Origin of the sequence: Paraburkholderia sp. DHOC27 (assembly GCF_003429005.1) — a bacterium.
Lineage (GTDB): Bacteria > Pseudomonadota > Gammaproteobacteria > Burkholderiales > Burkholderiaceae > Paraburkholderia.
On sequence record NZ_QVQV01000006.1, the window covers coordinates 216,227 to 241,582 of the forward strand.

At 62.6% G+C, this 25,356-nt stretch carries 26 protein-coding genes, 1 tRNA gene and 1 riboswitch; of the genes, 7 read left to right on the forward strand and 20 right to left on the reverse strand.

Annotated elements, in window-relative coordinates; all coding sequences use genetic code 11:
- Positions 1-23 precede the first annotated feature (23 nt).
- The 7 genes from panB to D0B32_RS19675 form a co-directional block, all read right to left on the reverse strand.
- Positions 24-839, reverse strand: a complete 816-nt coding sequence (panB, locus tag D0B32_RS19645) for a 3-methyl-2-oxobutanoate hydroxymethyltransferase (RefSeq protein WP_117335957.1) — start codon at positions 837-839, stop codon at positions 24-26.
- Between the two features lie 39 nt (positions 840-878).
- Positions 879-1,643, reverse strand: a complete 765-nt coding sequence (locus D0B32_RS19650) for a deoxynucleoside kinase (protein ID WP_117335958.1) — start codon at positions 1,641-1,643, stop codon at positions 879-881.
- Complete coding sequence (gene folK / locus D0B32_RS19655; protein ID WP_259295059.1) at positions 1,640-2,251, reverse strand: 2-amino-4-hydroxy-6-hydroxymethyldihydropteridine diphosphokinase; 612 nt, start codon at positions 2,249-2,251, stop codon at positions 1,640-1,642. The genes D0B32_RS19650 and folK overlap by 4 nt, the downstream gene beginning before the upstream one ends.
- A gap of 48 nt (positions 2,252-2,299) precedes the next feature.
- Positions 2,300-3,946, reverse strand: a complete 1,647-nt coding sequence (pcnB, locus tag D0B32_RS19660) for a polynucleotide adenylyltransferase PcnB (RefSeq protein ID WP_117335959.1) — start codon at positions 3,944-3,946, stop codon at positions 2,300-2,302.
- A complete protein-coding gene (locus tag D0B32_RS19665) occupies positions 3,943-4,629 on the reverse strand; it encodes an HAD family phosphatase (RefSeq protein ID WP_117335960.1) in 687 nt (228 codons plus the stop codon). Before D0B32_RS19665 ends, pcnB begins: the two co-directional genes overlap by 4 nt.
- Positions 4,622-5,374: a DnaA regulatory inactivator Hda gene (gene hda, locus D0B32_RS19670; protein WP_117335961.1), complete on the reverse strand. Its 753-nt coding sequence runs from the start codon at positions 5,372-5,374 to the stop codon at positions 4,622-4,624. The genes D0B32_RS19665 and hda overlap by 8 nt, the downstream gene beginning before the upstream one ends.
- An 86-nt stretch (positions 5,375-5,460) precedes the next feature.
- Complete coding sequence (locus D0B32_RS19675; RefSeq protein ID WP_117335962.1) at positions 5,461-6,537, reverse strand: AI-2E family transporter; 1,077 nt, start codon at positions 6,535-6,537, stop codon at positions 5,461-5,463.
- A gap of 94 nt (positions 6,538-6,631) precedes the next feature.
- Here D0B32_RS19675 and purM point away from each other — a divergent pair, with 94 nt between their 5' ends.
- Positions 6,632-7,690 (forward strand): phosphoribosylformylglycinamidine cyclo-ligase, encoded by a 1,059-nt coding sequence (gene purM, locus D0B32_RS19680; protein ID WP_117335963.1) that lies wholly within the window; start codon positions 6,632-6,634, stop codon positions 7,688-7,690.
- A gap of 777 nt (positions 7,691-8,467) precedes the next feature.
- On the opposite strand, the gene miaA is transcribed toward purM, so the two are convergent.
- Positions 8,468-9,421: a tRNA (adenosine(37)-N6)-dimethylallyltransferase MiaA gene (miaA, locus tag D0B32_RS19690; protein ID WP_117335965.1), complete on the reverse strand. Its 954-nt coding sequence runs from the start codon at positions 9,419-9,421 to the stop codon at positions 8,468-8,470.
- A gap of 55 nt (positions 9,422-9,476) precedes the next feature.
- Entirely contained in the window at positions 9,477-11,570 is a 2,094-nt protein-coding gene (gene mutL, locus D0B32_RS19695) for a DNA mismatch repair endonuclease MutL (protein ID WP_117336304.1), read from the reverse strand.
- Positions 11,571-11,830: 260 nt separating this feature from the next.
- Between mutL and D0B32_RS19700 the strand changes: the two genes are divergently transcribed.
- On the forward strand, positions 11,831-12,502 hold the full coding sequence (locus D0B32_RS19700) for a VTT domain-containing protein (RefSeq protein ID WP_117335966.1): 672 nt from the start codon (positions 11,831-11,833) through the stop codon (positions 12,500-12,502).
- Positions 12,503-12,569: 67 nt separating this feature from the next.
- Here D0B32_RS19700 and D0B32_RS19705 read toward each other — a convergent pair whose 3' ends face one another.
- The 11 genes from D0B32_RS19705 to D0B32_RS19755 form a co-directional block, all read right to left on the reverse strand.
- A complete protein-coding gene (locus D0B32_RS19705; RefSeq protein WP_117335967.1) occupies positions 12,570-13,382 on the reverse strand; it encodes a mechanosensitive ion channel family protein in 813 nt (270 codons plus the stop codon).
- A gap of 319 nt (positions 13,383-13,701) precedes the next feature.
- Positions 13,702-14,079 carry a hypothetical protein gene (locus D0B32_RS19710; protein ID WP_117335968.1) on the reverse strand — a complete coding sequence of 126 codons (378 nt, stop codon included), beginning with the start codon at positions 14,077-14,079 and terminating at the stop codon, positions 13,702-13,704.
- Positions 14,080-14,488: 409 nt separating this feature from the next.
- Positions 14,489-14,564, reverse strand: a tRNA-Lys gene (locus D0B32_RS19715).
- Positions 14,565-14,744: 180 nt separating this feature from the next.
- Positions 14,745-15,494: a tol-pal system protein YbgF gene (gene ybgF / locus D0B32_RS19720; protein ID WP_117335969.1), complete on the reverse strand. Its 750-nt coding sequence runs from the start codon at positions 15,492-15,494 to the stop codon at positions 14,745-14,747.
- A 15-nt stretch (positions 15,495-15,509) separates the two neighbouring features.
- Entirely contained in the window at positions 15,510-16,019 is a 510-nt protein-coding gene (gene pal / locus D0B32_RS19725; protein WP_117335970.1) for a peptidoglycan-associated lipoprotein Pal, read from the reverse strand.
- A 19-nt stretch (positions 16,020-16,038) separates the two neighbouring features.
- Positions 16,039-17,331 carry a Tol-Pal system beta propeller repeat protein TolB gene (gene tolB / locus D0B32_RS19730; protein WP_117335971.1) on the reverse strand — a complete coding sequence of 431 codons (1,293 nt, stop codon included), beginning with the start codon at positions 17,329-17,331 and terminating at the stop codon, positions 16,039-16,041.
- A 126-nt stretch (positions 17,332-17,457) separates the two neighbouring features.
- Complete coding sequence (gene tolA, locus D0B32_RS19735; RefSeq protein WP_117335972.1) at positions 17,458-18,462, reverse strand: cell envelope integrity protein TolA; 1,005 nt, start codon at positions 18,460-18,462, stop codon at positions 17,458-17,460.
- Complete coding sequence (gene tolR, locus D0B32_RS19740; protein ID WP_117335973.1) at positions 18,459-18,911, reverse strand: protein TolR; 453 nt, start codon at positions 18,909-18,911, stop codon at positions 18,459-18,461. Before tolR ends, tolA begins: the two co-directional genes overlap by 4 nt.
- A gap of 9 nt (positions 18,912-18,920) precedes the next feature.
- Positions 18,921-19,598, reverse strand: coding sequence for a protein TolQ (tolQ, locus tag D0B32_RS19745; RefSeq protein WP_074265790.1), 678 nt, complete (start codon positions 19,596-19,598; stop codon positions 18,921-18,923).
- Between the two features lie 152 nt (positions 19,599-19,750).
- Positions 19,751-20,233 (reverse strand): tol-pal system-associated acyl-CoA thioesterase, encoded by a 483-nt coding sequence (gene ybgC / locus D0B32_RS19750; RefSeq protein ID WP_117335974.1) that lies wholly within the window; start codon positions 20,231-20,233, stop codon positions 19,751-19,753.
- A 57-nt stretch (positions 20,234-20,290) separates the two neighbouring features.
- Positions 20,291-21,037, reverse strand: a complete 747-nt coding sequence (locus D0B32_RS19755; RefSeq protein WP_117335975.1) for an SDR family NAD(P)-dependent oxidoreductase — start codon at positions 21,035-21,037, stop codon at positions 20,291-20,293.
- A gap of 333 nt (positions 21,038-21,370) precedes the next feature.
- Positions 21,371-21,470: riboswitch (ZMP/ZTP riboswitch) on the forward strand.
- Positions 21,471-21,645: 175 nt separating this feature from the next.
- On the opposite strand from D0B32_RS19755, the gene glyA reads away from it, so the two are divergent.
- The 5 genes from glyA (at position 21,646) to D0B32_RS19785 (ending at position 25,334) form a co-directional block, all read left to right on the forward strand.
- Positions 21,646-22,893 carry a serine hydroxymethyltransferase gene (gene glyA / locus D0B32_RS19765; RefSeq protein WP_117335976.1) on the forward strand — a complete coding sequence of 416 codons (1,248 nt, stop codon included), beginning with the start codon at positions 21,646-21,648 and terminating at the stop codon, positions 22,891-22,893.
- 6 nt (positions 22,894-22,899) lie between these two features.
- Entirely contained in the window at positions 22,900-23,382 is a 483-nt protein-coding gene (gene nrdR / locus D0B32_RS19770; protein WP_117335977.1) for a transcriptional regulator NrdR, read from the forward strand.
- A gap of 157 nt (positions 23,383-23,539) precedes the next feature.
- The gene (locus D0B32_RS19775; protein ID WP_259295060.1) at positions 23,540-24,100 is read left to right on the forward strand and encodes a GspH/FimT family pseudopilin; all 561 of its coding nucleotides are present in this window, start codon (positions 23,540-23,542) and stop codon (positions 24,098-24,100) included.
- Positions 24,097-24,522, forward strand: coding sequence for a hypothetical protein (locus tag D0B32_RS19780; protein ID WP_117336305.1), 426 nt, complete (start codon positions 24,097-24,099; stop codon positions 24,520-24,522). Before D0B32_RS19775 ends, D0B32_RS19780 begins: the two co-directional genes overlap by 4 nt.
- The gene (locus tag D0B32_RS19785) at positions 24,519-25,334 is read left to right on the forward strand and encodes a PilW family protein (RefSeq protein WP_117335979.1); all 816 of its coding nucleotides are present in this window, start codon (positions 24,519-24,521) and stop codon (positions 25,332-25,334) included. The genes D0B32_RS19780 and D0B32_RS19785 overlap by 4 nt, the downstream gene beginning before the upstream one ends.
- The last annotated feature ends 22 nt before the right edge of the window (positions 25,335-25,356 follow it).

Consider the following 25,356-nt stretch of genomic DNA (forward strand, 5'->3'; position numbering starts at 1 on the left):
GCACCGCCGCTTGCACAGTCCCGTTAAAACGAATGTTCCGCGCCAGGGAACGAGCCGTCTTTCACCGCGCGCACATACGCCTCGACTGCGGCGGCGATGCTCGGCTGGCCGTCCATGAAGTTCTTTACGAAGCGTGGCCGCTTGCCTGGGAAAATGCCGAGCATGTCGTGCAGCACCAGCACCTGTCCTGAGCAATCGAGACCCGCGCCGATGCCAATGGTCGGAATCCGCAACTGCTGGGTCACTTCCGTGGCGAGCGCGCTCGGCATCGCTTCCATCACGAGCAATTGCGCACCGGCGTCCTGAACGGCAAGCGAGTCACGCAGCAACTGGCTCGCGCCGGCTTCCGTCTTGCCCTGCACCTTGAACCCGCCAAACGCGTGCACCGATTGCGGCGTGAGACCCACGTGCGCGCAAACCGGCACTGCGCGTTCGACCAGAAAGCGCACCGTCTCCGCGAGCCACTCACCGCCTTCGAGCTTGATCATCTGCGCGCCCGCCCGCATCAGCTCAACGGCACTCGCGAACGCCGCTTCCGGCGTGCCATACGTGCCGAACGGCAGATCGGCGATGACGAGCGCGGACGGCCGGGCCCGCGCCACGCAGGCCGTGTGATAGGCGATGTCGGCAAGCGAGACCGGCAGCGTCGTGGTGTGTCCTTGCAACACGTTGCCGAGCGAATCGCCGATCAACAGTGCGTCGACGCCCGCGCGATCCAGCAGCGCGGCAAAACTGGCGTCGTAACAGGTGAGCATGGCGATCTTCTCGCCGGCGTCGCGCATCGCCTGCAGTTTGGGCACGGTCACGGCGCTACGGCTCGTTTCCTGCAAATAAGTCATGGATGATCCGTAGGAAAAAGACGGTGCCGTCGCTCGGAATCAGAGCGACGTACCTTTGACAAAGAATTCCTTGCGCCCGCGCATCGTTTCCATGCGTTCGACGAGCAATGCAAGGTCCGCGTCCGAATCGAGCGGGTTCAGGTGTTCGGCATTGACCGTCAGCACGGGCGTGCGGTCGTAATGGTAGAAGAACTCGTTATACGCATTGCATAGCGCGTGCAGATAGGCATCGGAAATCTGCAATTCCATTGGCAGCGCGCGTTTCTGGATGCGAGAAAACAGTACTTCCGGGCTTGCCTGGAGATACACGACGAAATCGGGGGACGGCGCAGCGGCAGCGGAGCCATCCGAGGCAGTTCGGATCGTGCCTGTCGTGCCCGATCCCGAATTCGAAATGCCGTTGCCAGCGTTTGATGAGGCGTCGATGCGGGCCGCCAGCGCGCGATACAACTGCCATTCGTCTTCGGGCAGCGTGAGCCGCGCGAAGATGTCGTTCTTCTCCGTCATGAAGTCGGCGATCAGCGGCGTGCCGGCCGCGTAAGCAGCGGCGACTTCCTGCGCCTGATGCGCGCGCTGCAACGCGAAGTGCAGTTGCGTCGCGAGCGCGTGGCGCGTGGTGTCGCGATAGAAACGCTCGAGAAACGGGTTGTCTTGCGGACGCTCGAACAACTGCTGCATGGACCAGCGGTCCGCGAGACGCCGCGCGAGCGAGGTCTTGCCAACGCCAATGGGGCCTTCAATCGCGATGTAGCGGAACGGCGGACGCAGTTGCGGCGCCGTTACCGTCAGCGGGGAGGCATTCATGAGCAGCGGCCCTTTGTGTCTCGAGAGGTGTATTGCGCGCTAAGGGCGCCAGCGCCAGTGTCTTTAGCGACGTCTGAAGTGACCGCAGTCGTGCTGCCGGCATCAGCGTCGAGCGCCATGCACTGACAGGACGATTTCATCTTTTCGATGCGTTGTCCGGCTACTGCCGCGAGCAACGTGTCGGCACGGCCGTGTTGCGGAATGATCAGCGTGGGCTCGATTTCCACCAGCGGCACCAGCGCGAAGGCGCGCTCGGTCATGCGTGGATGCGGCACGATCAGATCAGGCTCGTCGATGCTCTGCTCGCCATACAGCAGGATGTCGAGGTCGAGCGTGCGGGGCGCATTGCGAAACGGCCGCTCGCGGCCGAAGTGCAGTTCGATCTTGTGGCAGAGCGCCAGCAGGTGCCGCACCGGTAGCGTGGTGTCGAGCTTCACGACGCAGTTGAAGTAGTCGTCGCCGCCCGCGTCGATCGGGGCGGTGCGATACAGGCTCGACTTGGCGAGCACGGTGATGGTGTGCTGTTGTGCGAGACACACCACCGCGTCTTTCAGGGTCTGGCGCGCGTCCCCGAGATTCGCGCCGAGGCCTAGATAAGCAACCGTCATGGCATAACTTCCTGCGACTATCGTTTGACGGCCAATTACCTGACCGCGTCAGTCTTCGTGTGAGTCGCCGGGACTCACGTCGTTTGCTGCGTGGTCGGCTGTCGGGCCGCCCTCCATTCCATCGCCCGTCTTGCGGTTTCTGGCGCCACTGCTGCGCCGCCGTCGTTTCCTGGGGCTCCGGTCCTTCCCGCCTTGCGTGAGCAATGCCTCGCGCGCGGCGATGTCTCCTTCAATGAACTCCGTCCACCACGCACCGACCGACTCTTCGAGTTCGCCCGATTCGCAGCGCAACAGGAGGAAATCATACCCCGCTCTAAATCTTTGGTGTTCCAGCAGCTTCAGCGCGCTGCGGCCTGAGCGTTTTTCGAGGCGCAACTGCAGGCCCCAGATCTCGCGCATATCGGAGGAGAAACGCTTGTGGATGGCGAGTTTCTCGGTCTGCATGTCGAGCACTTCGTCCATGGCACGGTGCAACGCGGGGACCGGATATTCACCGTTCGCTTCGAAGGCCTGCCAGCGCTGCTGTACGTCGTGCCACAGCAGGGTGGCGAACAGGAAGCCCGGTGAAACCGGTTTGCCGGCGCGCACGCGGTTGTCCGTGTTGGTGAGCGCGAGCGTGATGAATTTCTCGCCGTGCGGCTGTTCGAGCACGACGTCGAGCAACGGCAGCAGCCCGTGATGCAGCCCTTCCTGACGCAGTCGCGTGAGGCACGCAAGCGCGTGACCGGACAGCATCAGCTTGAGCATTTCGTCGAACAGACGCGCGGCCGGCACGTTGTTGATCAGGTCTGCCATCTCCTTGATCGGCGCCCGCGTGGCGTCTTCGATCTCGAAGCCGAGTTTGGCCGCGAAACGCACCACGCGCAGCATGCGCACCGGATCTTCGCGATAGCGCGTGGCCGGATCGCCGATCATGCGCAGCAGGCGCGCGCGCATGTCGGCCATGCCGTTGTGATAGTCCAGCACCGTTTGGGTGGCCGGATCGTAGTACATGGCGTTGATGGTGAAGTCGCGCCGCGTGGCGTCTTCGTGCTGCTCGCCCCAGACGTTGTCGCGCAGCACGCGGCCGCTGGCATCGACGGCATGGGTGCGGCGGTCGAGTTCGTCACGCTTCAGGCGACGCGGCGGTGCGGCGTCGGCGGGCGGCGGATCGACCAGCGCGCGGAACGTCGACGTCTCGATGATTTCCTGACCGAACTGCACGTGCACGATCTGAAAGCGCCGGCCAATGATGCGTGCGCGGCGGAACAGCTTCTGCACCTGATCGGGCGTGGCGTCGGTGGCGACGTCGAAGTCTTTCGGCGCGATGCCAAGCAGCAGGTCACGCACCGCGCCGCCGACGATAAACGCCCGGTGGCCGGCCTGTTGCAGACCCTCGGTCACGCGAATGGCGTTGCGCGAAATCAGCGCTGGGTTGATGCCGTGGACGTCAGCCGGAATGATGACCGGCACGTCCGGGTCGCGCACGCCTTTGGCGGCGGACTGATCTGCTGAACCGCGGACCGGTTTGCGGCGCGCTTTCGTTGCACCGCCGGCGCCGGCGCTTGCAGAACCTGCGCGCGAGCCGCGTGCGGGTGCATCGGAGGCCCGATTGGCGTCGCCATGAGCGGCCTCATCTGCTGTTTCGGGGGAGGGCGTGTCGTCAGCGGGTGCCGGATCCTGTCCGAACAGCTTGCGAATGAATTTTTTGATCACGTGGGTTGAAAGAGTTCGAGGATGCGCCAGCCGTGCGCTTGCGCATGGGCGCGCAGCGTGTCGTCCGGATTGGTCGCGATCGGGTCAGTGACCTTTTCGAGCAGCGGGATGTCGTTGTGCGAATCGCTATAGAAATAGCTCCGCTCGAAATCCGACCATGTCTTGCCGAGCGAGGCGAGCCATGCCTCGGTACGGACAATCTTGCCTTCCTTGTAGCTAGGCGTGCCAGTGGGACGGCCGGTGTAATCCGAATGCGGCTGGCCGTCGACGGTTTCCGCTTCGCAGGCAATCAGCTTGTCGACGCCGAAAACTTCGGCAATCGGCCCGGTAATGAATTCGTTGGTGGCGGTGACCATGCAGCACAGGTCGCCCGCGTCGCGGTGCTCGCGCACCAGTTCCAGCGCGACGGGCAGGATGGCGGGCGTGATGACGTCCTGCATGTACAACCGGTGAAATTCAGCGAGCTGTTCACGCGAGTACTTCGACAGCGGCGTCAACATGGCGATCAGGTAGGCGTGGATGTCCAGCTTGCCCGCCTTGTAGTCGGCATAGAAGTGCTCGTTGTCGCGCGCGAAGTTTTCGGCGTCGACCATGCCATGCTTCACCATGAAGCGGCCCCATTCGTAGTCGCTGTCAGTGGGGATGAGCGTGTGGTCGAGGTCGAAGAGTGCGAGATTAGTCATGGGGGACTATTTTACTTGAAGCGGGTGAAGCCGTTGCCGTTCTAAGCTCTTCGGCGCCATCAGGCGAGGCCAGCATGATGCGCAGGAGCGGCAGCGTGACAGCGCGCTTCTGTTCGAGCGAGAAGCGGTCGAGTGCGTCCAGCAAGGCCATCAGGCTCGGCATGTCGCGCCGGAAATGGGTGAGCAGATAGGCCGGGACGTCGTCCGCGAGCGCGATGCCGCGCTCTTTGGCGGCGTGCTTGAGCACCGCCGCCTTGGCATCGTCGGGCAGCGGCGCCAGGTGAAACACGAGGCCCCAGCCGAGCCGCGTGCGTAAGTCCTCACGTACTTCGAGCGCGATGGGCGCGTCGTTGCCGGCCGCGACCAGCGCGCTGGTGGGATGCGCGCGCACTTCGTTGAACAGGTTGAACAGCGCGATCTGCTGCGCGCCGGAGAGCCGGTCGCAATCGTCGACCGCATAGAGGGCGATGCGCGGGTCGAACGCGAAGGCCGCGAGGCTGCTCTGCGGCCCCGCGAAACGCGCGTGACCGGGCTGCGCCTCATGCACGAGCGCCTGCAACAGATGGGTGCGGCCGCTACCGGGCGCGCCCCAGACGTAGAAAGTGCGGTCGGGCACGGGCCCGGCGGCGAGTTCGGCTTCGAGGCCACGCAGGCGCGTGACCAGTTCGGCGTTGGCGCCGGCGAAGAAGTTGTCGAATGTCGAAGGCGGCGGGGTGCCGAGATCGAGCGTCAGTTGACGAAGCACAGTAGTAGAAGCCGGAAAGGCGGCGTCGGGCGCCGCGTTGAATCGTGTCGGGTGAACGGGATCGTCAGTTTTTGCCTGGTTCTTGCTCAGTTTTTGTACAGCGTGCTCGAGAGATAGCCTTGCCGCAGTTCACGTATCGCCACCGACAGAATCGCACTGACGGGCAGCGCCAGCAGCACGCCGAAGAAACCGAACAACTGACCGAACGCGAGCAACGCAAAGATCACGGCAAGCGGATGCAGGCCGATCCGTTCGCCCACCAGCCGTGGCGTCAGGAAAAAGCTCTCGAGAATCTGGCCGATGCCGTAGATGATCGCGACCGCGCCGAAGCCATACAGGTCACCGAATTGCAGCAGCGCCGCGATCAGCGCGAGCGCAAGCCCGGTGGCATAGCCGATGTACGGAATGAACACCGCCACGCCGGTGAAAATGCCGACCGGCAGTGCGATTTCGAAACCCGCAATGCTGAGCGCCGCCGCGTAAAACACCGCGAGGATGGCCATCACGAGCAATTGACCGCGCAGGTATTGCGAAAGCATCTGGTCCATGTCGCGCGCGAGCTGCAAGGTCTTGTCGAGCCAGCGGCGCGGGATGAACGCTTGCACGCGCGCGAGCATGCGGTTCCAGTCGTACAGCAGATAGAACAGCACGAGCGGCACCATGACCACGTTGCCGATCACGGTGATCATGACGTTGCTGCTGGTGCGGATCGAGGTCCATGCGTACAGCGCGATGGTTTGCGCGCTGCCTTCCAGTTGGCCGGTGACCATGTCGCGCAGGCTGGCGAAATCGAGCGAATCGGCAAGGCCCAGCAGGGCGAGCTTGGGTTGCAGCCATGCGCTGACGTGCGCGAACAGGATGGGCACCTGCACCTTGAGCTGCGGCCCTTCTTTCTGGATCACCAGCAGCACCAGCAGGACGAGCACGGTCAGGGCGAAGGTGAACACCAGCATCATGACCAGCGCGGCGAGCCCGCGCGGCACGCGGTGACGAACCATCCACGCCACGCCGGGCTGGAGAATGTAGGCGAGGATCGCGCCGAGCAGGAACGGCGTGAGCACGGGACGCAGGAGCCACAGGAGGATGCCGATGCCCACCGCGATGGCGATCCACACGGCCGCCTGGCGCTGATAGGGCGTAAGAATCGAGGTGTTCTGCTGCAAAATGAGTTTCCCAGAGGGTTGGCGAGGGGGAAAGTCCAGCCAACCTGCCGTCATCGGTTAAAATCTCATTTTACCGACCTTCTCGCTCTTCCCCATGAATCAACCGAAATCCGCCGCCCCTGACGCCCAAGGTCTGTCGTATCGCGACGCCGGCGTGGACATCGACGCGGGCGACGCCCTTGTCGACGCGATCAAGCCCTTTGCCAAAAAGACCTTGCGTGACGGTGTGCTGGGCGGCATCGGAGGTTTTGGCGCGCTCTTCGAAGTGCCGAAGAAGTATCGCGAGCCGGTGCTCGTGTCGGGCACGGACGGCGTGGGCACCAAACTGAAGCTGGCGTTTCATCTGAACAAGCATGACACGGTCGGCCAGGATCTGGTGGCGATGAGCGTCAACGACATCCTGGTGCAGGGTGCCGAGCCGCTGTTCTTCCTCGACTATTTTGCGTGCGGCAAGCTGGACGTCGGCACGGCTGCGACGGTCGTGAAGGGCATCGCCCAAGGTTGCGAGCTGGCGGGTTGCGCGTTGATCGGCGGCGAAACGGCGGAAATGCCGGGCATGTACCCGGACGGCGAATATGACCTGGCCGGCTTTGCGGTGGGCGCGGTCGAGAAGAGCAAGATCATCGACGGCAGCACGATCACCCCGGGTGACGTGGTGCTGGGTCTTGCATCGAGCGGCATTCATTCGAACGGTTTTTCGCTGGTGCGCAAGATTATCGAGCGTGCGCAGCCGGATCTGAATGCGGATTTCGATGGGCGTTCCCTGGCGGACGCGCTGATGGCGCCGACGCATATTTACGTGAAGCCGCTGCTGGCGCTGATGGAGCAACTGCCGGTGAAGGGCATGGCGCACATCACGGGTGGCGGCCTGGTCGAGAATATTCCGCGCGTGTTGCGGGATGGTTTGACGGCAGAGCTGGATCATCGCGCGTGGCCGCTGCCGCCGTTGTTCTCGTGGCTGCAGAAGCACGGTGGCGTGGCGGACGCTGAGATGCATCGCGTGTTCAATTGCGGTATTGGGATGGTTGTGGTTGTTTCGGCTGAGGATGCCGATAAGGCTATCGGGTTGTTGGCTGCCGCCGGTGAGCAGGTCTGGAAGATTGGGGTGATTCGGGGGAGTCTGGCTGGGGAGGCTCAAACAGTAGTGGTTTGATGTCGTTTTGCCATGCGGCTTGGGCATTGGGCTTGCGCCGTTTGGTTTGTTTTTTGGCCTTTCCTTGATTTCTTATCGGTCTATTTGCGTTGCCCCTGTGCGGGGCGGCACCTACTTTTCTTTGCCGCCGCAAAGAAAAGTAGGCAAAAGAAAGCGGGCTCACACCGCCAGCCCGTAGATGTCTCCCTCGCCACTCCCCCGGCGTTGGTCCAAGACGAGATCATCCCTCGCATTTCCCACCCCTCGTGACCAGGCTGTCATCCGCTCCAGCGTCGCGCTCCGCGCCCCGCCGATGGGCATAACCCCCCTTCGCTTCCATTCTACGAGTCCCCCCTGCATCGTTTTTGCGCGATCCTCGCCTGCTTCCTGCTTCCTGCTTCCTGCTTCCTGCTTCCTGCTTCGTCTGCGACAGGGCGCGCGTTTTCTCTTCGACATTCCGCTGTTAGTGTCCGGCTGACGTTTGTGAGCGGGGTGGGTTTCCTGTGCAGACCGATCCACGACGCACGAAGTGTGGAGTGGGGTGGATGAGTGCTTTGTCACGAACGGGGGAGATGCGAGGGCGGGTCTTGTGTTCGGACCACTAAGTTTCGAATACAGAGGTGGCTATCTAAATGCTGGCGGTGTGAGCCCGCTTTCTTTTGGTTACTTTTCTTTGCGGCCGGCAAAGAAAAGTGACTGCCGCCCCGCACAGGGGCAACGCAAATAGACCGATAAGAAAACAAGGAAAGGCCAAAACGCCAAAACCAACCCCTCCGCCTGAAGGGCAAAAACAAACCCTCAAACGTCAAGAACCCTTTCAACAACCTCAACAACCCGCTCACCAGCATCCGCCAAACAACAATCCACGACATGCCGCTCAGGCATCCCCCTCAGCCATGTCAACTGCCGCTTGCACAACTGCCGCGTGGCAAAAATCCCCTTATCCCGCATGGTCGCGAAATCCCCCGCACCATCGAGATACTCCCAGGCCTGCCGATACCCCACGCACCGCATCGAAGGCAAACCCGGTTGCAAGTCGCCACGCGCCCGCAAACGCTCGACCTCGTCGAGGAAGCCCGCAGCCAGCATGGCATCGAACCGACGCGCAATCCGCTCATGCAGCACGCTTCGATCCGAAGGTTCCAGTGCCACGGGTACAAAACGCCACGCCGCCGCCGCGTCGTCGCTAATCGCAGGCGCGGCCAGCAGGGTCGACATCGGCTGCCCCGCCAGCATGAATATCTCGAGCGCGCGCTGGATCCGCTGCGAATCATTGGGCGCGAGGCGCGCGGCAGTCAGCGGGTCCACCTCGGCAAGCCGTGCATGCAACGCTGGCCAGCCGTCACGCAAGGCCTCCGCATCGAGCGCAGCACGAACCTCGGCATTCGCTCCCGGCAAATCGTTCAGGCCGTGTGTGAGCGCCTTGTAGTACAGCATCGTGCCGCCCACCAGCAACGGTATCCGTCCGCGTGCGGTGATCTCTGCAACCAGACGCAGGGTGTCCGAGCGGAATTCGGCAGCGGAGTAAGCATCCGTGGGATCGACGATGTCGATCAAATGATGCGGCACCTGCGCGCGTTCTTCCGCGCTCGGTTTGGCGGTGCCGATATCCATCTCGCGATACACCAGCGCGGAATCGACGCTGATGATTTCCACCGGATGACGCGCCGCAAACGCCAGCGCCGCCGCGGTCTTGCCCGAGGCGGTGGGGCCGAGCACGCACGCGATCGGGGTAGCAACGCCTGGCGTCATGTGGGGAGTTCCTGGCGTGCCGGCGGCGGCACAAGTCGCATCGCAGCGTGCACGCTCATTGACCGCGCATGAACAGGCGGTCGAGGTCGGACAGCGTCAGTTGATACCACGTCGGCCGCCCGTGATTGCACTGGTCTGCGCGCTCGGTGGCTTCCATCTGACGCAGCAGCGCATTCATCTCGTCCAGCGTGAGTCGCCGGTTCGCGCGCACCGCGTGATGGCATGCCAGCGTGCCGAGCAATTCATGTTGCCGCTCGGTCAGCACGCGTGACCCGCCGAACGCATGCAGATCCGCAAGCACCGCGCGCGCCAGGGCTTGCAAATCGGCGTCCTTGAGCAACGCGGGCACGGCACGAATCGCCAGCGTGGTCGGCGACAGCACGGCAAGGTCGAAGCCGAGTGCGTCGAGCGTCTCGCGTTCCTCCTCGACCACACCGATTTCCACCGCATCCGCTGGCATCGACACTGGAATCAGCAACGGCTGCACGGCGATGGCCCGATCGGCCAGGGCGTTCTTGAACTGCTCGTACAGGATGCGTTCGTGAGCGGCATGCATGTCCACGATCACCAGCCCCTGGGCGTTTTGCGCCAGCACGTAGATGCCGTGCACCTGGCCGAGCGCGAAGCCGAGCGGCTGTTCGTCGGAGGCGTTAAACGCTGGATTGCCCGCTGCTGACGGGGCGAAGAAAGAAGGCGCCTCGCTAGCGGAGTCGCGCGCTTGGAACACGGTCGCGCCGTCTGCGGTGCCGGCCCCAGTGTCCTTGCGACCGAACAGGGCATCGTAGAGCGCGAGCGGCTGCGCGACCGGCAAGGTGCCTTGCGTCATGCGCGCCTGACGCATCCATGTGTTGCCAGCCTGTCCGGCGAAGCCACCGCTGCTGCCGTTGCCGCTAAATCCTCCCGTACCGCCGGGGCCGCTCGCCATTGAACCTGTGCCAAAGCCACCTGATCCACCTACACCACCCACGCCGCCCGCACCACTGCCCGCGGGCATGCCCCCGAACGACGCCGGTTGACCGTGTACCGCATTGCCATCCATCGCCGCGCTGGCCGCAGGTTGGAGGTGCGCGGCGTGTCCACCGGCCGTGGTTTCCGGAGACGCCCCCGCATGCCGCGCCAAGGCGCGCTGCACCGCATGAAACACGAACTGGTGGATCGAACGCGAATCGCGGAAGCGCACTTCGATCTTCGACGGATGCACGTTGACGTCGACGCCTTCCGGCGGCAAATCGAGGAACAGCACATACGACGGATAGCGCTCGCCATGCAGCACATCCTCGTACGCAGCGCGTACGGCGTGCGTCAGCAGCTTGTCGCGCACGAAGCGGCCGTTGACGAAGAAATATTGCTGATCCGCGCGGCCCCGGCTTGCGGTTGGCAGACCGGCGCAGCCATACACCGCCAGCGGTCCGGCGGATTCGTCGAGGGGCAGATGGGCGGTGGCAAACGTCTCGCCGAGAATCTTGGCGACGCGTGTGGCCGGATCGGTGGCGTTCCAGTGCTCGACCGCGCGGCCGTTATGCAGCACGGAAATGGCCACGTCGGGCCGCGCCAGTGCAACGCGCCGGATCATCTCCAGACAATGCCCGAGTTCGGTCTGCTCGCTTTTCAGAAACTTGCGACGCGCGGGCGTGTTGAAGTACAGTTCGCGCACTTCGATGGTGGTGCCCTGGGTACCCGCGGCGGGGCTCAGCACGCCGGTTTGTGCGTCGATACGCACGGCGTGCGGGGCATCGGCCGTGCGGCTCGTGATGGTGAGTTCCGACACCGATGCGATCGACGCCAGCGCCTCGCCGCGAAACCCGAGCGTGCCGACCGCTTCGAGTTCGGCGAGCGAGCGGATCTTGCTGGTGGCGTGGCGCATTAGCGCGAGGGTCAGTTCGCCTTCGGGGATGCCGCAGCCATCGTCGGTGATCGAGATGCGCTTGACGCCGCCTTCATCCAGCAGAATGCGCAGGGTTTGCGCGCCGGCGTCGAGGGCGTTTTCCAGCAGTTCTTTCACGACCGAAGCGGGCCGTTCGACCACTTCGCCCGCGGCAATCTGGCTGATCAGCAGATCGGGCAGGGCGGCAATGGCCCGCAGCGGGCGCAGGACGGGTGCGGGCGCCTTGGCGGCGGCGTCGACGGGCGTTTCGGAGAATTCGGACATGCCGAAATTATAGCGATTTGCCGCGCGCCGGCCGCTCACCGGTGGTGGCCGTCTTAGGCGACACCCGCCAGGATCTCCGGGCATGCCGCCGTAACGTGCCCGCGTCCGCGGTTTTTTTATTGCGGCCGGGCACTTTCGGTATCATGGCGCGGTCAATTTGCTCGCCTGCGGGCGTTGCTTCAGTTTTCACCCTCACCTCAAAACGCCATGACGGCCTGCCGCATGGGCCGCTCTCGCCATCTGCTCAATAAGGGACGCTTTTGGACACGCTGCTGCAGTTTGTGAACCTTGTGTTACACATCGACAAGTTTCTCGGAGTTTTCATCAGTCAGTACGGCGCGTGGGTGTACGCGGTGCTGTTTCTGATCGTGTTTTGCGAAACCGGACTCGTCGTGCTGCCGTTTCTGCCGGGCGATTCGCTGCTGTTCATTGGCGGCGCGTTTTGCGCGAGCGGGGAGATGAATCTCACCGGGCTGATCCTGATGCTGCTGGTGGCAGCAGTGGGCGGCAATACGGTGAACTATCTGATTGGCCGGCTCATCGGACCCAAGGTGTTCAACTCGCACATCCCGGTGCTGGAACGTTTTCTTGACCGTGCAGCGCTGCAGAAGACCCACAACTTCTACGAAAAGCACGGCGGCAAAACCATCGTGCTGGCGCGCTTCGTTCCGGTGGTGCGCACGTTCGCACCGTTCGTTGCGGGTGCATCGCAAATGACCGTGAGCCGTTTTCAGTTCTTCAACTTCGTCGGTGCGTTGTTCTGGGTGCTGCTGCTGGTGCTGCTCGGTTACTTCTTCGGCAACATCCCGTTCATTCGCCAATACCTGAACGTGATCGTGCTGGTAGGCGCCGGCGCGGCCATCGTGCCCGTGGTGGCCGGTGCGCTGTGGAAGATGATGCGCAAACCGGCCGTGAAGCCGGGCAATCGTTGATTGCGTGTTTTGCGCGCGCGAGGCGGCCTCGCTGACCGAGACCGCCTTGCTTTGACAGCGTAGTGAACTAGCTGGCTGTGCGCCGTACGAGCGGCGTTTCCGGCGTCGGGTAGCCGGCCTCGCGGAACGTCTCGACAATGGCGCGGTTGGTGTCGAAATACACCTGCCAGTAGTGATCCGTATGCGTGTAGGGCCGCACGCACAGTAGCGGTCCCTCGGGCGTGAACGACAGCACTTCGATATCCGGCGGCGGCGTTTCCGCGACGTTGGCAATCTTCGTGACGGCCGCTTTCAGGCGATTGGCGGCATCAATTGGATCGACGCCATTGGCAATCTTGGCCGTGAGTTCGACGCGGCGCACGGGCAGCGTGCTGTAGTTCGAGATGGTGTCGGAGAAAATCTTGTTGTTGCCGACAATCGTCGTGACGTTGTCCGGCGTGATGATCGTGGTGCCGAACAGCCCGAGTTCCTGAACCGTACCGGTGACGCCGCCGGCCATCACGAAATCGCCGACCTTGAAGGGGCGCAGTACCTGCATGAAAATGCCGGCCGCGAAGTGCGCGAGCAAGCCGCCCCATGCCGTGCCGATGGCGAGCCCCAAGCCTGCCAGCAAGGCCGCGAACGACGTGGTCTGAACACCGAACACCTGCAGGATCGCAAGGATCAGCAGCATGTTCAGCAGCGCGCCGAGGATCGAGCCGAGGTAATGCGCCAGCGTGGGATCGACCTTGCCATTGCGCGCGAGCACCTTGCGCAGCAACCCCGTAATCAAACCGATGACCCAGCGTCCGACAATCCATAGCACGATTGCGCCGACGACTTTGGAGCCGATGTCGATGCCCCGAGTCATGAGAAATATGCGTACGGTATCGAGATTCACGTTGTCCTCGCTAGAGCCGGTTGCGTTTGAACGACTGGAACGATTCAGCGAATGCGCGACAGGAGGGCGAATCAGGAACCGGAGGAACGCCTGCTAGCCGGCTCGATGCGGCAACTCATCGCTTTTTGCGTTGTGGCAATTTCTCCAGTACAGCGAACAACTCTGGTTTAGGGCTGCGGGTGCGCTGTCGGGCGACAGGCGCGTCGTGTCAGTATCTTCCCTCCGCAAGTTATAGCCGACGGCACGCGCGGCGGCAAGGAACATTCCCGCCCCCGGCTGCGCGCTGGGCGGTTGCGCGAAGACACATGACCCGGCGTTGTCACAGGTGCAGATGCGACTCGGTGTAAGGGGAGGTGTGGATCACGATCGCGTCACCTGCCTTCTTTTCGCTGCGCCGCGTGCTGCGGGATGCGCGAAACGCAATGAACATGGCCAGTATGGAGACGATTGCCCAGGCGCACGCGCGATGCACGAATTCGGCCGGCGAGCCGAACTTCCCGTAGCGGGTAGGCGCATCCGCAAACACCAGGAACGTGAGCGCAGCGTCGAACACCAGCGCGATCGCGACCATCACGACGAACACGAAGCCGCCGTTCAGCGCGAGTTCCGGTTTGGCGAGATTACCCAGATGACACGCCACGAGCAGGACCGCCAGGATAGTCAGATTCGTGGCCAGATCGAACAGAAAGTTGCTCATGAAGTTGGAATGAAAGCGCGTTGTCTTGAGGCTTGCTGCGGGTGCTGGCGCAAGTTGCGGGCACCGGTTGCAGCGTTACGAAGAGGTCGGCGCGATCATTACACGGCTTCGTGTCTCGATAAATACGAAGGTTCGGACTCCCATCGAGTTTGCTGGAAGTACGATGTAGGAGGATGTCGGATTTGCTGAGCGTAGTCGGCGCGCAGGCGTGAGATGACGGCGAGCCGTGACGCGGAGGTGTCTCGCATGTGAAGCATGCGTACAACGAGGACGCAGAAGGGACAGTGCGGAAGAGAGAGGGCGAAAAGCGGACGTGCAGAACAGCGGGCGTGCAAAAAGTTTGCGTGCAGAAAACCAGCGGCAAAGAAAAAGGGCTTACATGCATGCGCATGTAAGCCCTTTAAATCTTTGGTAGGCCGTACGGGATTCGAACCTGTGACCAACGGATTAAAAGTCCGCTGCTCTACCAGCTGAGCTAACGACCCAAAAGAGAAGCGAGATTATATAGATTTTAGCCGCAGTCTGTCAACCCATCGGCCTCACAGCCGGATCTGCTACAAACAAAAAGCCCGGGACATGGAGTGCCCCGGGCTTTCCGGCGAGAGGCGCGCGTGACGTTCTACTCCGACACTGCGCGTTACTACGACAACACCTTCACTGCTCGACTACTTGATTTGCGACAACTTGCTTTGCGCCGATTGCGCGACATCCGAACTGCCGTATTGCGCGACGATCTGCTCGAGCGTCTTTTTGGCCGCAGCCTTCTGACCTTGCTCGAGCTGATTGTTCGCAATCGCGAGCAGCGCTTCGGGTGCGCGCGGATGCTGCGGGTAATTCCGCACTACGCCTTCCCACGTCGTCGTCGAACCCTTGTAGTCGCGCAGTGCATACAGCGCGTTGCCGAGCCAGTACTGCGCGGTCGGCTGATACGGGCTCTGCGGATACTTGGCGATGAAGGTGCGGAATGAAGCCGCCGCATTCTTGAAATCGCCATTGCGGAACTGCGTCGAGGCCGCATTGAACGCATCCGTTTCACCAGGCTGCACCGTGCCTTCTACGCCATCGACCGTCTGTTGCTGCGGCTCGAATTTCTTGAGTCGCGTATCCAGGTCGGTGTAGTAGTCCTTCTGCTGTTTTTGCAGCGTGGCAAGCTGGTTCGCCATGTCCTCGTTCTGTCCGCGCAGCGTCGCGACCTGCTGATTCAGCTGGTCGAGATGGTTGGACTGATCGAGGATAGTGCGTTGTGCGGCTGCGAGCTGACTCGAGAGGCTATCGGTCTTGGTACGAAGATCGAGAATCGCCTGACGAGCCTGATCGTCGTCGAACATGCCTGCGTGCGCCGGCACGGCCGTCAAGGCCGAGCCCGCCACACAGGCGGCTGCGGCGAAGCGCAGCCAGGAGAAACGAGGCGTCATACGGCTCATCATCCGTTACTGTTGGTACACGAGGTCAGCGCGGCGGTTTTGTGCCCACGATGCTTCGTCATGACCGTCTGCCAGCGGCTTTTCCTTACCGAGGCTCACGGCTTCCATTTGCGAATCCTGCACGCCGAGCAGCGACAGCGCGCGACGCACGGCTTCAGCACGCTTCTGGCCGAGTGCCAGGTTGTACTCGCTCGTGCCGCGTTCGTCGGTGTTGCCCTGGATCAGAACGTGACGTTCCGGGTGTGCCTTCAGATAACGCGCGTGTTGTGCCAGCAGCGACTGGTAGTCGTCCTTGACCGAGTAGCTGTCAAAGTCGAAATAGATGCTGCGCTTGGCCAACGGGCTGTTCGGATCGTTCAGTTCGTCAACGTTCACCTGAGCGACTGCGTTCGGATTCGGTTGCGTGCTGACCGCACCACCCTTGTTGGCGTTGTCGTCGAGCTTCACGCCCGAGTGACATGCTGCGAGAACACCGACAAGCAGTGCGGCGAATACGATACGAAGTTTGGACATCATTGTTTACTCTCCTAGTGTGTCATTGCATAAACGGGCCCCAGGACGGCTCGCGAACGATACCGCCCTGAACGGACAGGACCTGCCGAGTGCGACCATCGGTCGATACTGCGGCCAACACGCCACGGCCGTTCACCTGTGTGGCGTAAAGGATGTACTGACCATTCGCCGCGAAGCTGGGCGATTCGTCATGTGTTGTGTCGGTCAAGCCGGTTGCTGTTCCGGACTGCAGGTCCTGGATATACAGCTTGAAAGCGCCGCCTACGCGTGAGATGTAAGCGAGCTCTTTGCCGTCCGGGCTGACGCGCGGGCTGGTGTTGTAGCTGCCCGAGAACGTGACGCGCTGAGCTGCGCCTGCGCTCTCGCCCTGCGCCGGCATCTTGTAGATTTGCGGTTGACCGCCGCGGTCGCTGGTGAAGTAGATTGACTGGCCGTCAGGAGAGTAGGCCGGTTCGGTGTCGATGGAAGTGCCTTGCGTGAGGCGGCGCAGACCGCTGCCGTCTGCGTTGACGGCGAAGATCTGCGTGTTGCCGGTGCGCGAGAGCGCCACGGCCAGCGTGCGTCCATCCGGCGACCACGCCGGCGCACTGTTATTCCCCTTCTGGTCCGATACGACGATACGACGGCCCGTGGGCAAATCGTGGATGTAGACGATCGGCTTCTTCTTTTCAAACGATACGTACGCGACCTTCGTGCCGTCCGGCGACCACGCCGGCGAGATGATCGGCTCGGGGCTCGACAGCGCGATGTGCGCGTCCTGGCCGTCCGAATCGGAAATCTGCAACTGGTAGCGGTTTCCCGTCTTGATGACGTACGACAGACGCGTGGCGAACACGCCGCGATCGCCCAGCAGCTTCGCGTAGATGTAGTCGGCGACCTTGTGCGCGCTCATGCGCAGACCGCTCTCGGGACTCACCAGCACGAGGCCGCCGAGGCTTTCACCCTTGACCGTGTCGTAGAGCTTGAAGCGCACTTCGTATTGACCGTTGGGCAGGCGGTTCACGCTGCCGGCCACGAACGCATTCGCGCCCTTGGCTTTCCAGCTGCCGAGATCCACCGAATCGTTTTCCGAAACCGGCGTGCCGCCCGCGTCGACGTTGGTGAATTTGCCGCTGCGCTGAAGGTCCTGGCGCACGATGGTGCTGACCTGCTGCGGCGAGCTCGCTTCATTGGCGAAATTAGCCGTGGCGATGGGGAACTGGGTGGACCCGACGCCCGTAACGAGGACATTGAGTTGTGCGTGCGCAGCGCCACCGGCTGCAATCAGGCACGACGCCACTAACGTTCGCAGACCTAGCTTCGTCATCAAACTCATGCTGTATGGATTCCCAAAAAAGCGGTTTTCTAACTTTCTACGACAGCAGACAGACCCGGAATCTTCCAATTCGTTCCCGGAGACGCCCCGCTGGGCGGGGCATCCAGGTGAACTTCGAGCCTACTTTCAACCTGCTGGCCGCAACGTAATCTTGAAGCTGGACGGCGTCTTGCCGTCGACATCGACCGGCATCGGATCCGACGCACGCACCGCGCGTTCCGCCGCATCGTCCCACTGCGCGTTGCCACTACTGCGCGTCACCGACACGCTAAGCAGCGTGCCCGACGGCGAGCAACGTACTGCGATCTCGGTTTCGAGCCCCTGCGTGTCACCCGCCCAGACGATGTTCGGCCGCACGCGACGCCGGACCTTGTCGGCGTAACCCGGCGACGTAGCCGTACCACCCGAACCGCTACCCGTGCCGCTCTTCGCCAGACCGTCGCCGGTCGAGCCTTCGCCACCCGCCATACCCTGCATCTGCGCGAGACGTGCACGGCGTTCCTGGTCGAGCTTCTTCGCCTGTGCTGCTGCCGCATCCGCCTTGGCCTTCGCAGCCTTCTGCGCATCAGCCTTCTTCTGCGCGTCGGCCTGGGCCTGCTTCTGCTGATCCTCGAGTTGCTGTTGCTTCAACTGATCCTGCTTTTGTTGCTCGGCCAGTTGCTGCTGTTTGAGTTTGTCGGCTTGCTGCTGTTGTTGCTTCTGCTTCAGCGCGGCCGCTTTCTGGGCTGCAAGCTGTGCAGCCTGATCGGCGAGTTGCTGCTGGCGCTTCGCTTCGGCTTGTTGTGCCTGCAACTGCTGCTGACGCTGCTGCTCCGCGAGTTGTGCCTGGCGTTGCGCTTCCTGCTGCTGGCGCTTCTTTTCCTGCAGGGCAATATCGGCCTGCTCATCAGGAACGGGCGGGGCAGGGGCCACCGGTACCGGCGGCGGAGGAGGCTGACGCGGCGTACTGATGTCAGGCACTTCGGTCCACAGTTCAGCTTCCGCACCTGCCGGGGTGCTGTTTTGCCAATGAATGCCGTGATAGAGAAAGAACCCGAGCAGTACGTGCATCACCACGGCGAGCGCAAACGCTCGCCCGGTGCCGCGTTCACGCGGTGGCCTTAGTGGATAAGCGGAATTCTTGCGGGTCATTGCGATTTGACGAGCAACCCGACGCGCTTGACACCGCGAGCCTTGAGATCCGACATCACGTTCATTACGGTTTCGTATTTCACCGTTTTGTCAGCCGCGATCACAACCGGCTGGTCCGGATGCGACTGCTCGCGGTCGACGACAAAGCTGTTCAGATCCGCACGGCTCATGTCTTCCTGCTGCATCGCGCCATTGTCGTCCTTGTACTTCACGCTCATGTTGCCGTCGGCACGAATGCTGACCACCACCGGCGGCGTTTGCTGCTGCGGCGCGGCTCCGCCCACCGTGGGCAGATTGACGATGGACGGCGCGACGAGCGGCGCGGTCACCATGAAAATCACGAGCAGCACGAGCATCACGTCGATATACGGCACGACGTTGATATCGGCCATGGCGCGGCGCGAACGGCCACCGCGCATACTGGAGGAGCGACTTGAGGAACCGGCCATGACGACTCCTTAGTGCGCCTGACGCTGCAGGATGTTCGAGAACTCTTCGATGAAGGTCTCGAAGCGGATGGCCAGGCGGTCGATATCGTGCGCGTAACGGTTGTAAGCAACCACGGCCGGGATTGCGGCGAACAGGCCGATGGCCGTTGCCGTCAATGCCTCGGCAATGCCGGGCGCGACGTTGGCGAGCGTAGCCTGCTGAACGTTGGCGAGGCCGCGGAATGCGTTCATGATCCCCCACACCGTGCCGAACAGACCGATATACGGGCTGACCGAACCCACCGAGGCGAGGAAGGCGAGGTTGGCTTCCAGCACGTCCATTTCACGCTGGAAAGCGGCGCGCATGGCGCGGCGTGCACCGTCGAGAATCAGGCCTGGGTCGTTAAGACGCTTTTCCTTGCCCTTCAGGAATTCGCGCATGCCGGATTCGAAGATCCGCTCAAGCGCGCCGATGGTGTGGCGGTTGTTGGCGGCGCTTTGATAGAGCGCCTGGAGGTCGCCACCGGACCAGAAATCGCGTTCGAAGCGTTCAGTTTGCGCGCGTGCGCGACGGATCGCAAACCACTTGCGGAAGATGAAAGTCCACGACAACAACGACAGTAACAGCAGGAGCGCCATCACCGCCTGGGCCAGCAAGCTCGCATTAAGTACGAGAGAAATGATCGACAGATCTTGTGTAGTGTTCATATATTTCGCTGTAACGTCCCGAAAGGGGCGTCCGGCTGCAAGGTCTGTCGAAGCTTACCGTGGGGAAACCGGAAGCTTCGTTGAACCAGGGGCCGAACCATGCTTTGTGTTGCTTGTTCGATACGAGTTCACTGGCCACGTAACAACGGTGTTTACCCGTTGTCCGTTGACACACTGGACGCGGTTCCTGCATGCGCTCCCCGCCGCAAGGCAGCGAGAACCGGTGCGGGAATCGCGGCGGGACGCAGTTCAACCCGGTCGACGCAGCCGACCCGAATGCTCCCCGTAGCAAGCAGCGTGCCGCCACGCCATGCTTCCTGGGAGAAATCGACCGACGCGCGGCCAATTCGTTCAGTCCGGGTGGTTATTTCGAGCACGTCGTCCAGCCGGGCTGGCGCACGATAGTCCATCGCGGTGCTGCGGACAATGAAAATGGCGCCCGTCTCGTGAGCGAGGCTTTCCTGCTCGATTCCACATGAGCGCAGCCATTCGGTGCGGGCGCGCTCGAAGAATTTCAGGTAGTTCGCGTAGAAAACGATGCCGCCGGCATCCGTGTCTTCGTAGTACACGCGAATCGGCCAGACGAAGCCAATTCCATTGCCGGGCGTGCTTGGGGACATATTCATGCCGCGCATTTTACCGGAACGCACACCCCGGGGTCGTTTCCAGGGGTGTGCGGACTACCGGCTCGCTCAGCCGCGATGTATCGCCAGCGGCGAGAACGATTGCGCGACGGGCATCAGCTCGATCGTGTTGACGTTCACATGCGCCGGACGCGTCGCGGTCCAGTAGATCGTGTCGGCGATGTCTTCGGCGGTCAGTGCCTGCACGTTCTGGTAGACGTTCGCCGCCTTTGCGTCGTCACCGCGAAAGCGTACGTTCGAGAACTCGGTGCCGCTGCACAGGCCGGGTTCGACGTCGGTCACGCGCAGCGGCGTGCCGGCGAGATCGGCGCGCAGGTTGAGGCTGAACTGGCGCACGAACGCCTTGGTCGCGCCGTACACGTTGCCACCTGGATACGGCCAGTTGGCCGCCGCCGAGCTGAGGTTGAACACGTGACCGCGCTGACGTTCCACCATGCCGGGCAGCAGGGCATGCGTCACCTGGACGAGCCCGGTGCAGTTCGTGTCGATCATGGTTCGCCATTCCTCGAGGTTGGCGCGTTGCGCCGGCTCGAGGCCGAGCGCGAGACCGGCGTTGTTGACGAGCACATCGACGGCGGCAAACTCTGCCGGTAACGCGCCCGGCGCGGCGGCAACCGCAGCCTCGTCGCGCACGTCGAGTTCAAACGGCAGCAGGGCGTCACCCAGTTCATCGGCGAGTGCCTGCAGACGATCCTTGCGGCGCGCGGTCGCGACGACCCGGTGGCCGCCTTTGACGAAGGCGCGGGCGATGGCGGCGCCAAATCCTGCGGATGCTCCAGTGACGAACACGATCATGGCGGGCTCCTCGTGAGAAAGTGACAAAGCTGGCAAGACTACTTGCAATGCCGCGCTGCGGCAAGAATAGCCCTGCACCCGTTCGATGGTTTTCAGGCGCGCGAGGCCTGCCCGGGCGCTCACGTGCCTGCTCCTGGCAGCAGGGGCTTCGCTCGCATGCCAGCGAAGATGGCCGGGGGCGCGCCTGAGAGCGCACCCGACGAACGGCATGGTCGCATTTTCGTCAGACTTTTGGGCGTTTTCCTTGCCCCCTCAGGCGGCAAACCGGCCGTGAAGCCTGCCGCGCCGGAGGGTTGGTTGCCTATTCCAGGCGCTTCCAATACACTAACGCGCTCATCCCTGCGTGACTGGCGATAGAACCAAACAGGTTCAAGGTGGAGTGTCCCACCGTGAAGCGCAGGGTGCCGTTTTGCCGTTCGCCTGGGCAGCCGTGATCCGCGCGCAGTTAATTGCGCTGCCGGTGGCTGTCCTGCCTCGCGTGTGCGGCCCATCTTTACCCGCCACGTCAGGGCTGGCCCAGCCGCCAGCAGCGCCGCGTACCCTCTACGCTTTCTGCACGAAATTCGGCGCACGATCCGGTTAACCTGAACACACTCAACGGAACCCGTATGTTTGACAGAGCCCAAAGCACCATCGCCAACGTCGACCCCGAACTCTGGAAGGCGATCGAACTGGAAAACCGCCGTCAGGAAGATCACATTGAACTGATTGCGTCGGAGAACTACACGAGCCCGGCCGTCATGGCCGCACAGGGTTCGCAACTCACCAACAAGTACGCCGAAGGTTATCCGGGCAAGCGTTACTACGGTGGCTGCGAATACGTGGATATCGTCGAGCAGCTCGCCATCGACCGTGTGAAGGAAATCTTCGGCGCGGAAGCGGCGAACGTGCAGCCGAACTCGGGTTCGCAGGCGAACCAGGGCGTGTTCTTCGCCATGCTCAAGCCGGGCGACACGATCATGGGCATGAGCCTCGCGCACGGTGGTCACCTCACGCACGGCTCGCCCGTCAACATGTCCGGCAAGTGGTTCAACGTGGTCAGCTACGGCCTGAACGAAGCCGAAGATATTGACTACGACGCGGCTGAAAAGCTCGCGCAAGAACACAAGCCCAAGCTGATCGTTGCAGGCGCTTCGGCCTTCTCGCTGCGCATCGACTTCGAACGTCTGTCGAAGATCGCCAAGTCGGTCGGCGCGTACTTCATGGTCGACATGGCGCACTACGCGGGCCTCGTGGCTGCGGGCGTCTATCCGAACCCGGTGCCGCATTCCGACTTCGTCACCACGACTACGCACAAGAGCCTGCGCGGCCCGCGCGGTGGTGTGATCCTGATGAAGGCCGAATTCGAGAAGCAGATCAACTCGGCGATTTTCCCTGGCATTCAGGGCGGTCCGTTGATGCACGTGATCGCCGGCAAGGCCGTCGCGTTCAAGGAAGCGCTCTCGCCGGAATTCAAGGAGTATCAGCAGAAGGTCGTGGACAACGCGCGCGTGCTGGCAGAGACGCTGGTCAAGCGCGGTCTGCGCATCGTCTCGGGCCGTACGGAAAGCCACGTCATGCTGGTCGACCTGCGCGCCAAGCACATCACCGGCAAGGCAGCGGAAGCGGCGCTCGGCGCGGCGCATATCACGGTCAACAAGAACGCCATTCCGAACGATCCGGAAAAGCCGTTTGTCACGAGCGGTGTGCGTCTCGGTTCGCCTGCCATGACCACGCGCGGCTTTGGCGTGAAGGAAGCCGAGCAGGTGGGTAACCTGATTGCCGACGTGCTGGACAATCCGGAAGACACGGCCACGATCGAACGCGTGCGCGCTCAGGTAACCGAGCTGACGCAACGTTTCCCGGTCTACAAGTAAGCGACGATGCGCTGCCCCTTCTGCCGGCATGACGATACGCAGGTCGTGGATTCCCGCGTATCCGAGGACGGCGCCGCGATCCGGCGCCGTCGCCGCTGCCCGGCCTGCGACAAACGTTTTACGACGTATGAGCGGGTCGAGCTGGCGTTGCCGTCGGTCGTCAAGAAGGATGGCAGCCGCACTGAATTCGATCGCCGCAAGATTTTCGCGAGCATGCAACTGGCGCTGAGAAAGCGCCCGGTTTCCGCTGACGCCGTAGATGCTTCGGTTGCGCGCATCGAATACCAGTTGCTCGGCAGTGGCGAGCGCGAAGTGCGCAGCGAGCGTCTTGGCGAGCTCGTGATGAACGAGCTGCGCGAACTGGACACGATCGCCTACGTCCGGTTTGCTTCGGTATACCGGCGCTTCGAAGACGTCTCCGAGTTCGAAGACGTGATCGAAGAATTCCGTCGCGCATCCACACCACCCAAGCCTACGCGCAAGCGCTGATGGTTCGCGCATTCGCATTTTTTCCCCCTTCGCATTTCCGATTGATCTCGCATTGTTGCGAGTGATTGTGCGCGCCGCTACCTGGCCGTTCGGCTGATTGTCGAGCGTGATTCTGCTGCGTAAATTGTCGGCATTCTTTTGAAATTAAGGAATGCAGATGAAGCAAGATGCAGATTCCCGACGCACTCGCAGCGGCTTTACGTTGATCGAAACGCTTATCACCGTGGCGATTCTGGCGCTGATCGTCGTCATGGCGACGCCTTCGTTCGTCGCATGGCATGTGCGCGATCAGGTGGATGCGCGCGCCCGCGCGTTGTTTTCCACGCTGTCTTATGCGCGTAGCGAGGCCGTAAACCGTGGGGCGCGTGTGACGGTGTGCCGTATTGATGCCGCACGCCACTGTCTTCCCGCAGGGCAGGCGTGCCGCAGCGGCGTGGCGGACTGGTCTTGCGGATGGGCGGTCGTGGCCGATCACGCCGGCTCATCCACGGTGTTGCGTGCGCAGGCCGAGCTTGCCGCGATCAGCATTGCGGGCACGCAGACCAATCTCACGTTCACGCCGCCCGCAGGGCAGTTGATTGGCAGTTTCCGCAGCTTCGATCTCGCGCCCCAGTACGCTTCACGCGCCACGCAAGGGCAGGCCTGGCGACGCTGCATTCGCATCGCAGCCGGTGGGCGTCCGCGTATTTCTGACGGCGCATGCGCCGCGACATCATGAGCCCAGGTCGTTCAATACGCGTGCGCGGTGCGTCGCTGATCGAGGTGATGCTCGCGGTGGCACTCACAGCAGTAACGGCGCTTGGTCTGATTGCCACGCAGTTGTGGATCGCCCGAGAGGCGCGCGCAGCGGCGCAGCGTGAACATGCCGCCTTCCTGGCTGACGCCCTTGTCGAAGCGGCCCGCGCGCCTGGCGGAAGTGACGCCGCCTTGCGTCAATGGAAGACACGCACTGCGAGTTTGCTGCCGCAAGGCGACGCGTCGATCACCGGATATGGTGGCGGGATCTCGTTTGCACGCGTGACTTGGTCAGCGGCGAGCATGTTGCTGCCAGCCGTCGAGTTCATCGACAAACCCGAGTCCTGCGGCGATGCAGCTTTGCCTGCAGGGAAGGCCTGCCTTGCGATGGCGTTCGTGCCATGAAGCACCGTTCATCACCACTGCGCGGCGCCGGGCATACGCTGATTGAATTGATGATTGCACTGGCCTTGGGGCTGGTCGTCACCACCGGTGCCATTTCGCTGTACCGTTCCCAGCGCGCGGCGTTCGGGCGCGCCGACGACGCCATCCGGATTCGTGATGCAGGCCTGACGGCGCTGACCGTGATTGGTCAGCAAGTACAGATGGCCGGGTTTATTCCGGCCGACGCGCCGCAGGCGCAACAGCGGCCGACCGTCTTCGGATGCTCCGCGGCACGGCCGACAGGCGCCGACGACAACCCCGTCTGCGAAGCGTTGACGGGCCGCTCGGACGGCATTGCCATTCGCTACGTCGGCGACAGCGTCTCGACCTGGCCATCTGCGACCGGTCAAACGACAGATTGCCTGGGTCAGGCCGTGAGTACAGCGAACGGATTGGTGGGTGGCAACGGTGTGTTGGTGGTCAACCGCTTTTATGCGAAGGCGAGCAGCTCGACCGGCGAGCCGGAGTTGTATTGCGACGGAAACGGCAAATCCGGGTCCGCGCAACCGTTGGTGGAGGGCATCGAGCGCTTGCGGGTCAAGTATTGGCTGACGGGCGCGCAGAGCGGGGTCGACGCCTCGGCGCTGGCGTCCGCGCAGTGGGCGAACGTCGTGGCGGTCGATCTGTGCGTGCTGGTGCGCGGAGCGCCGCAAGGGCGCAATTCGCGGTATGTGGATTGTGACGGTGTCAGCGCCCTGACAACGGATTCGCGTGCGCGGGAGGCATTCTGGCGACGCGTGGCGATTCGCAATAACGAAGGCGCAGCGACATGAGAGCGTCCAGCGAAAAACGGGA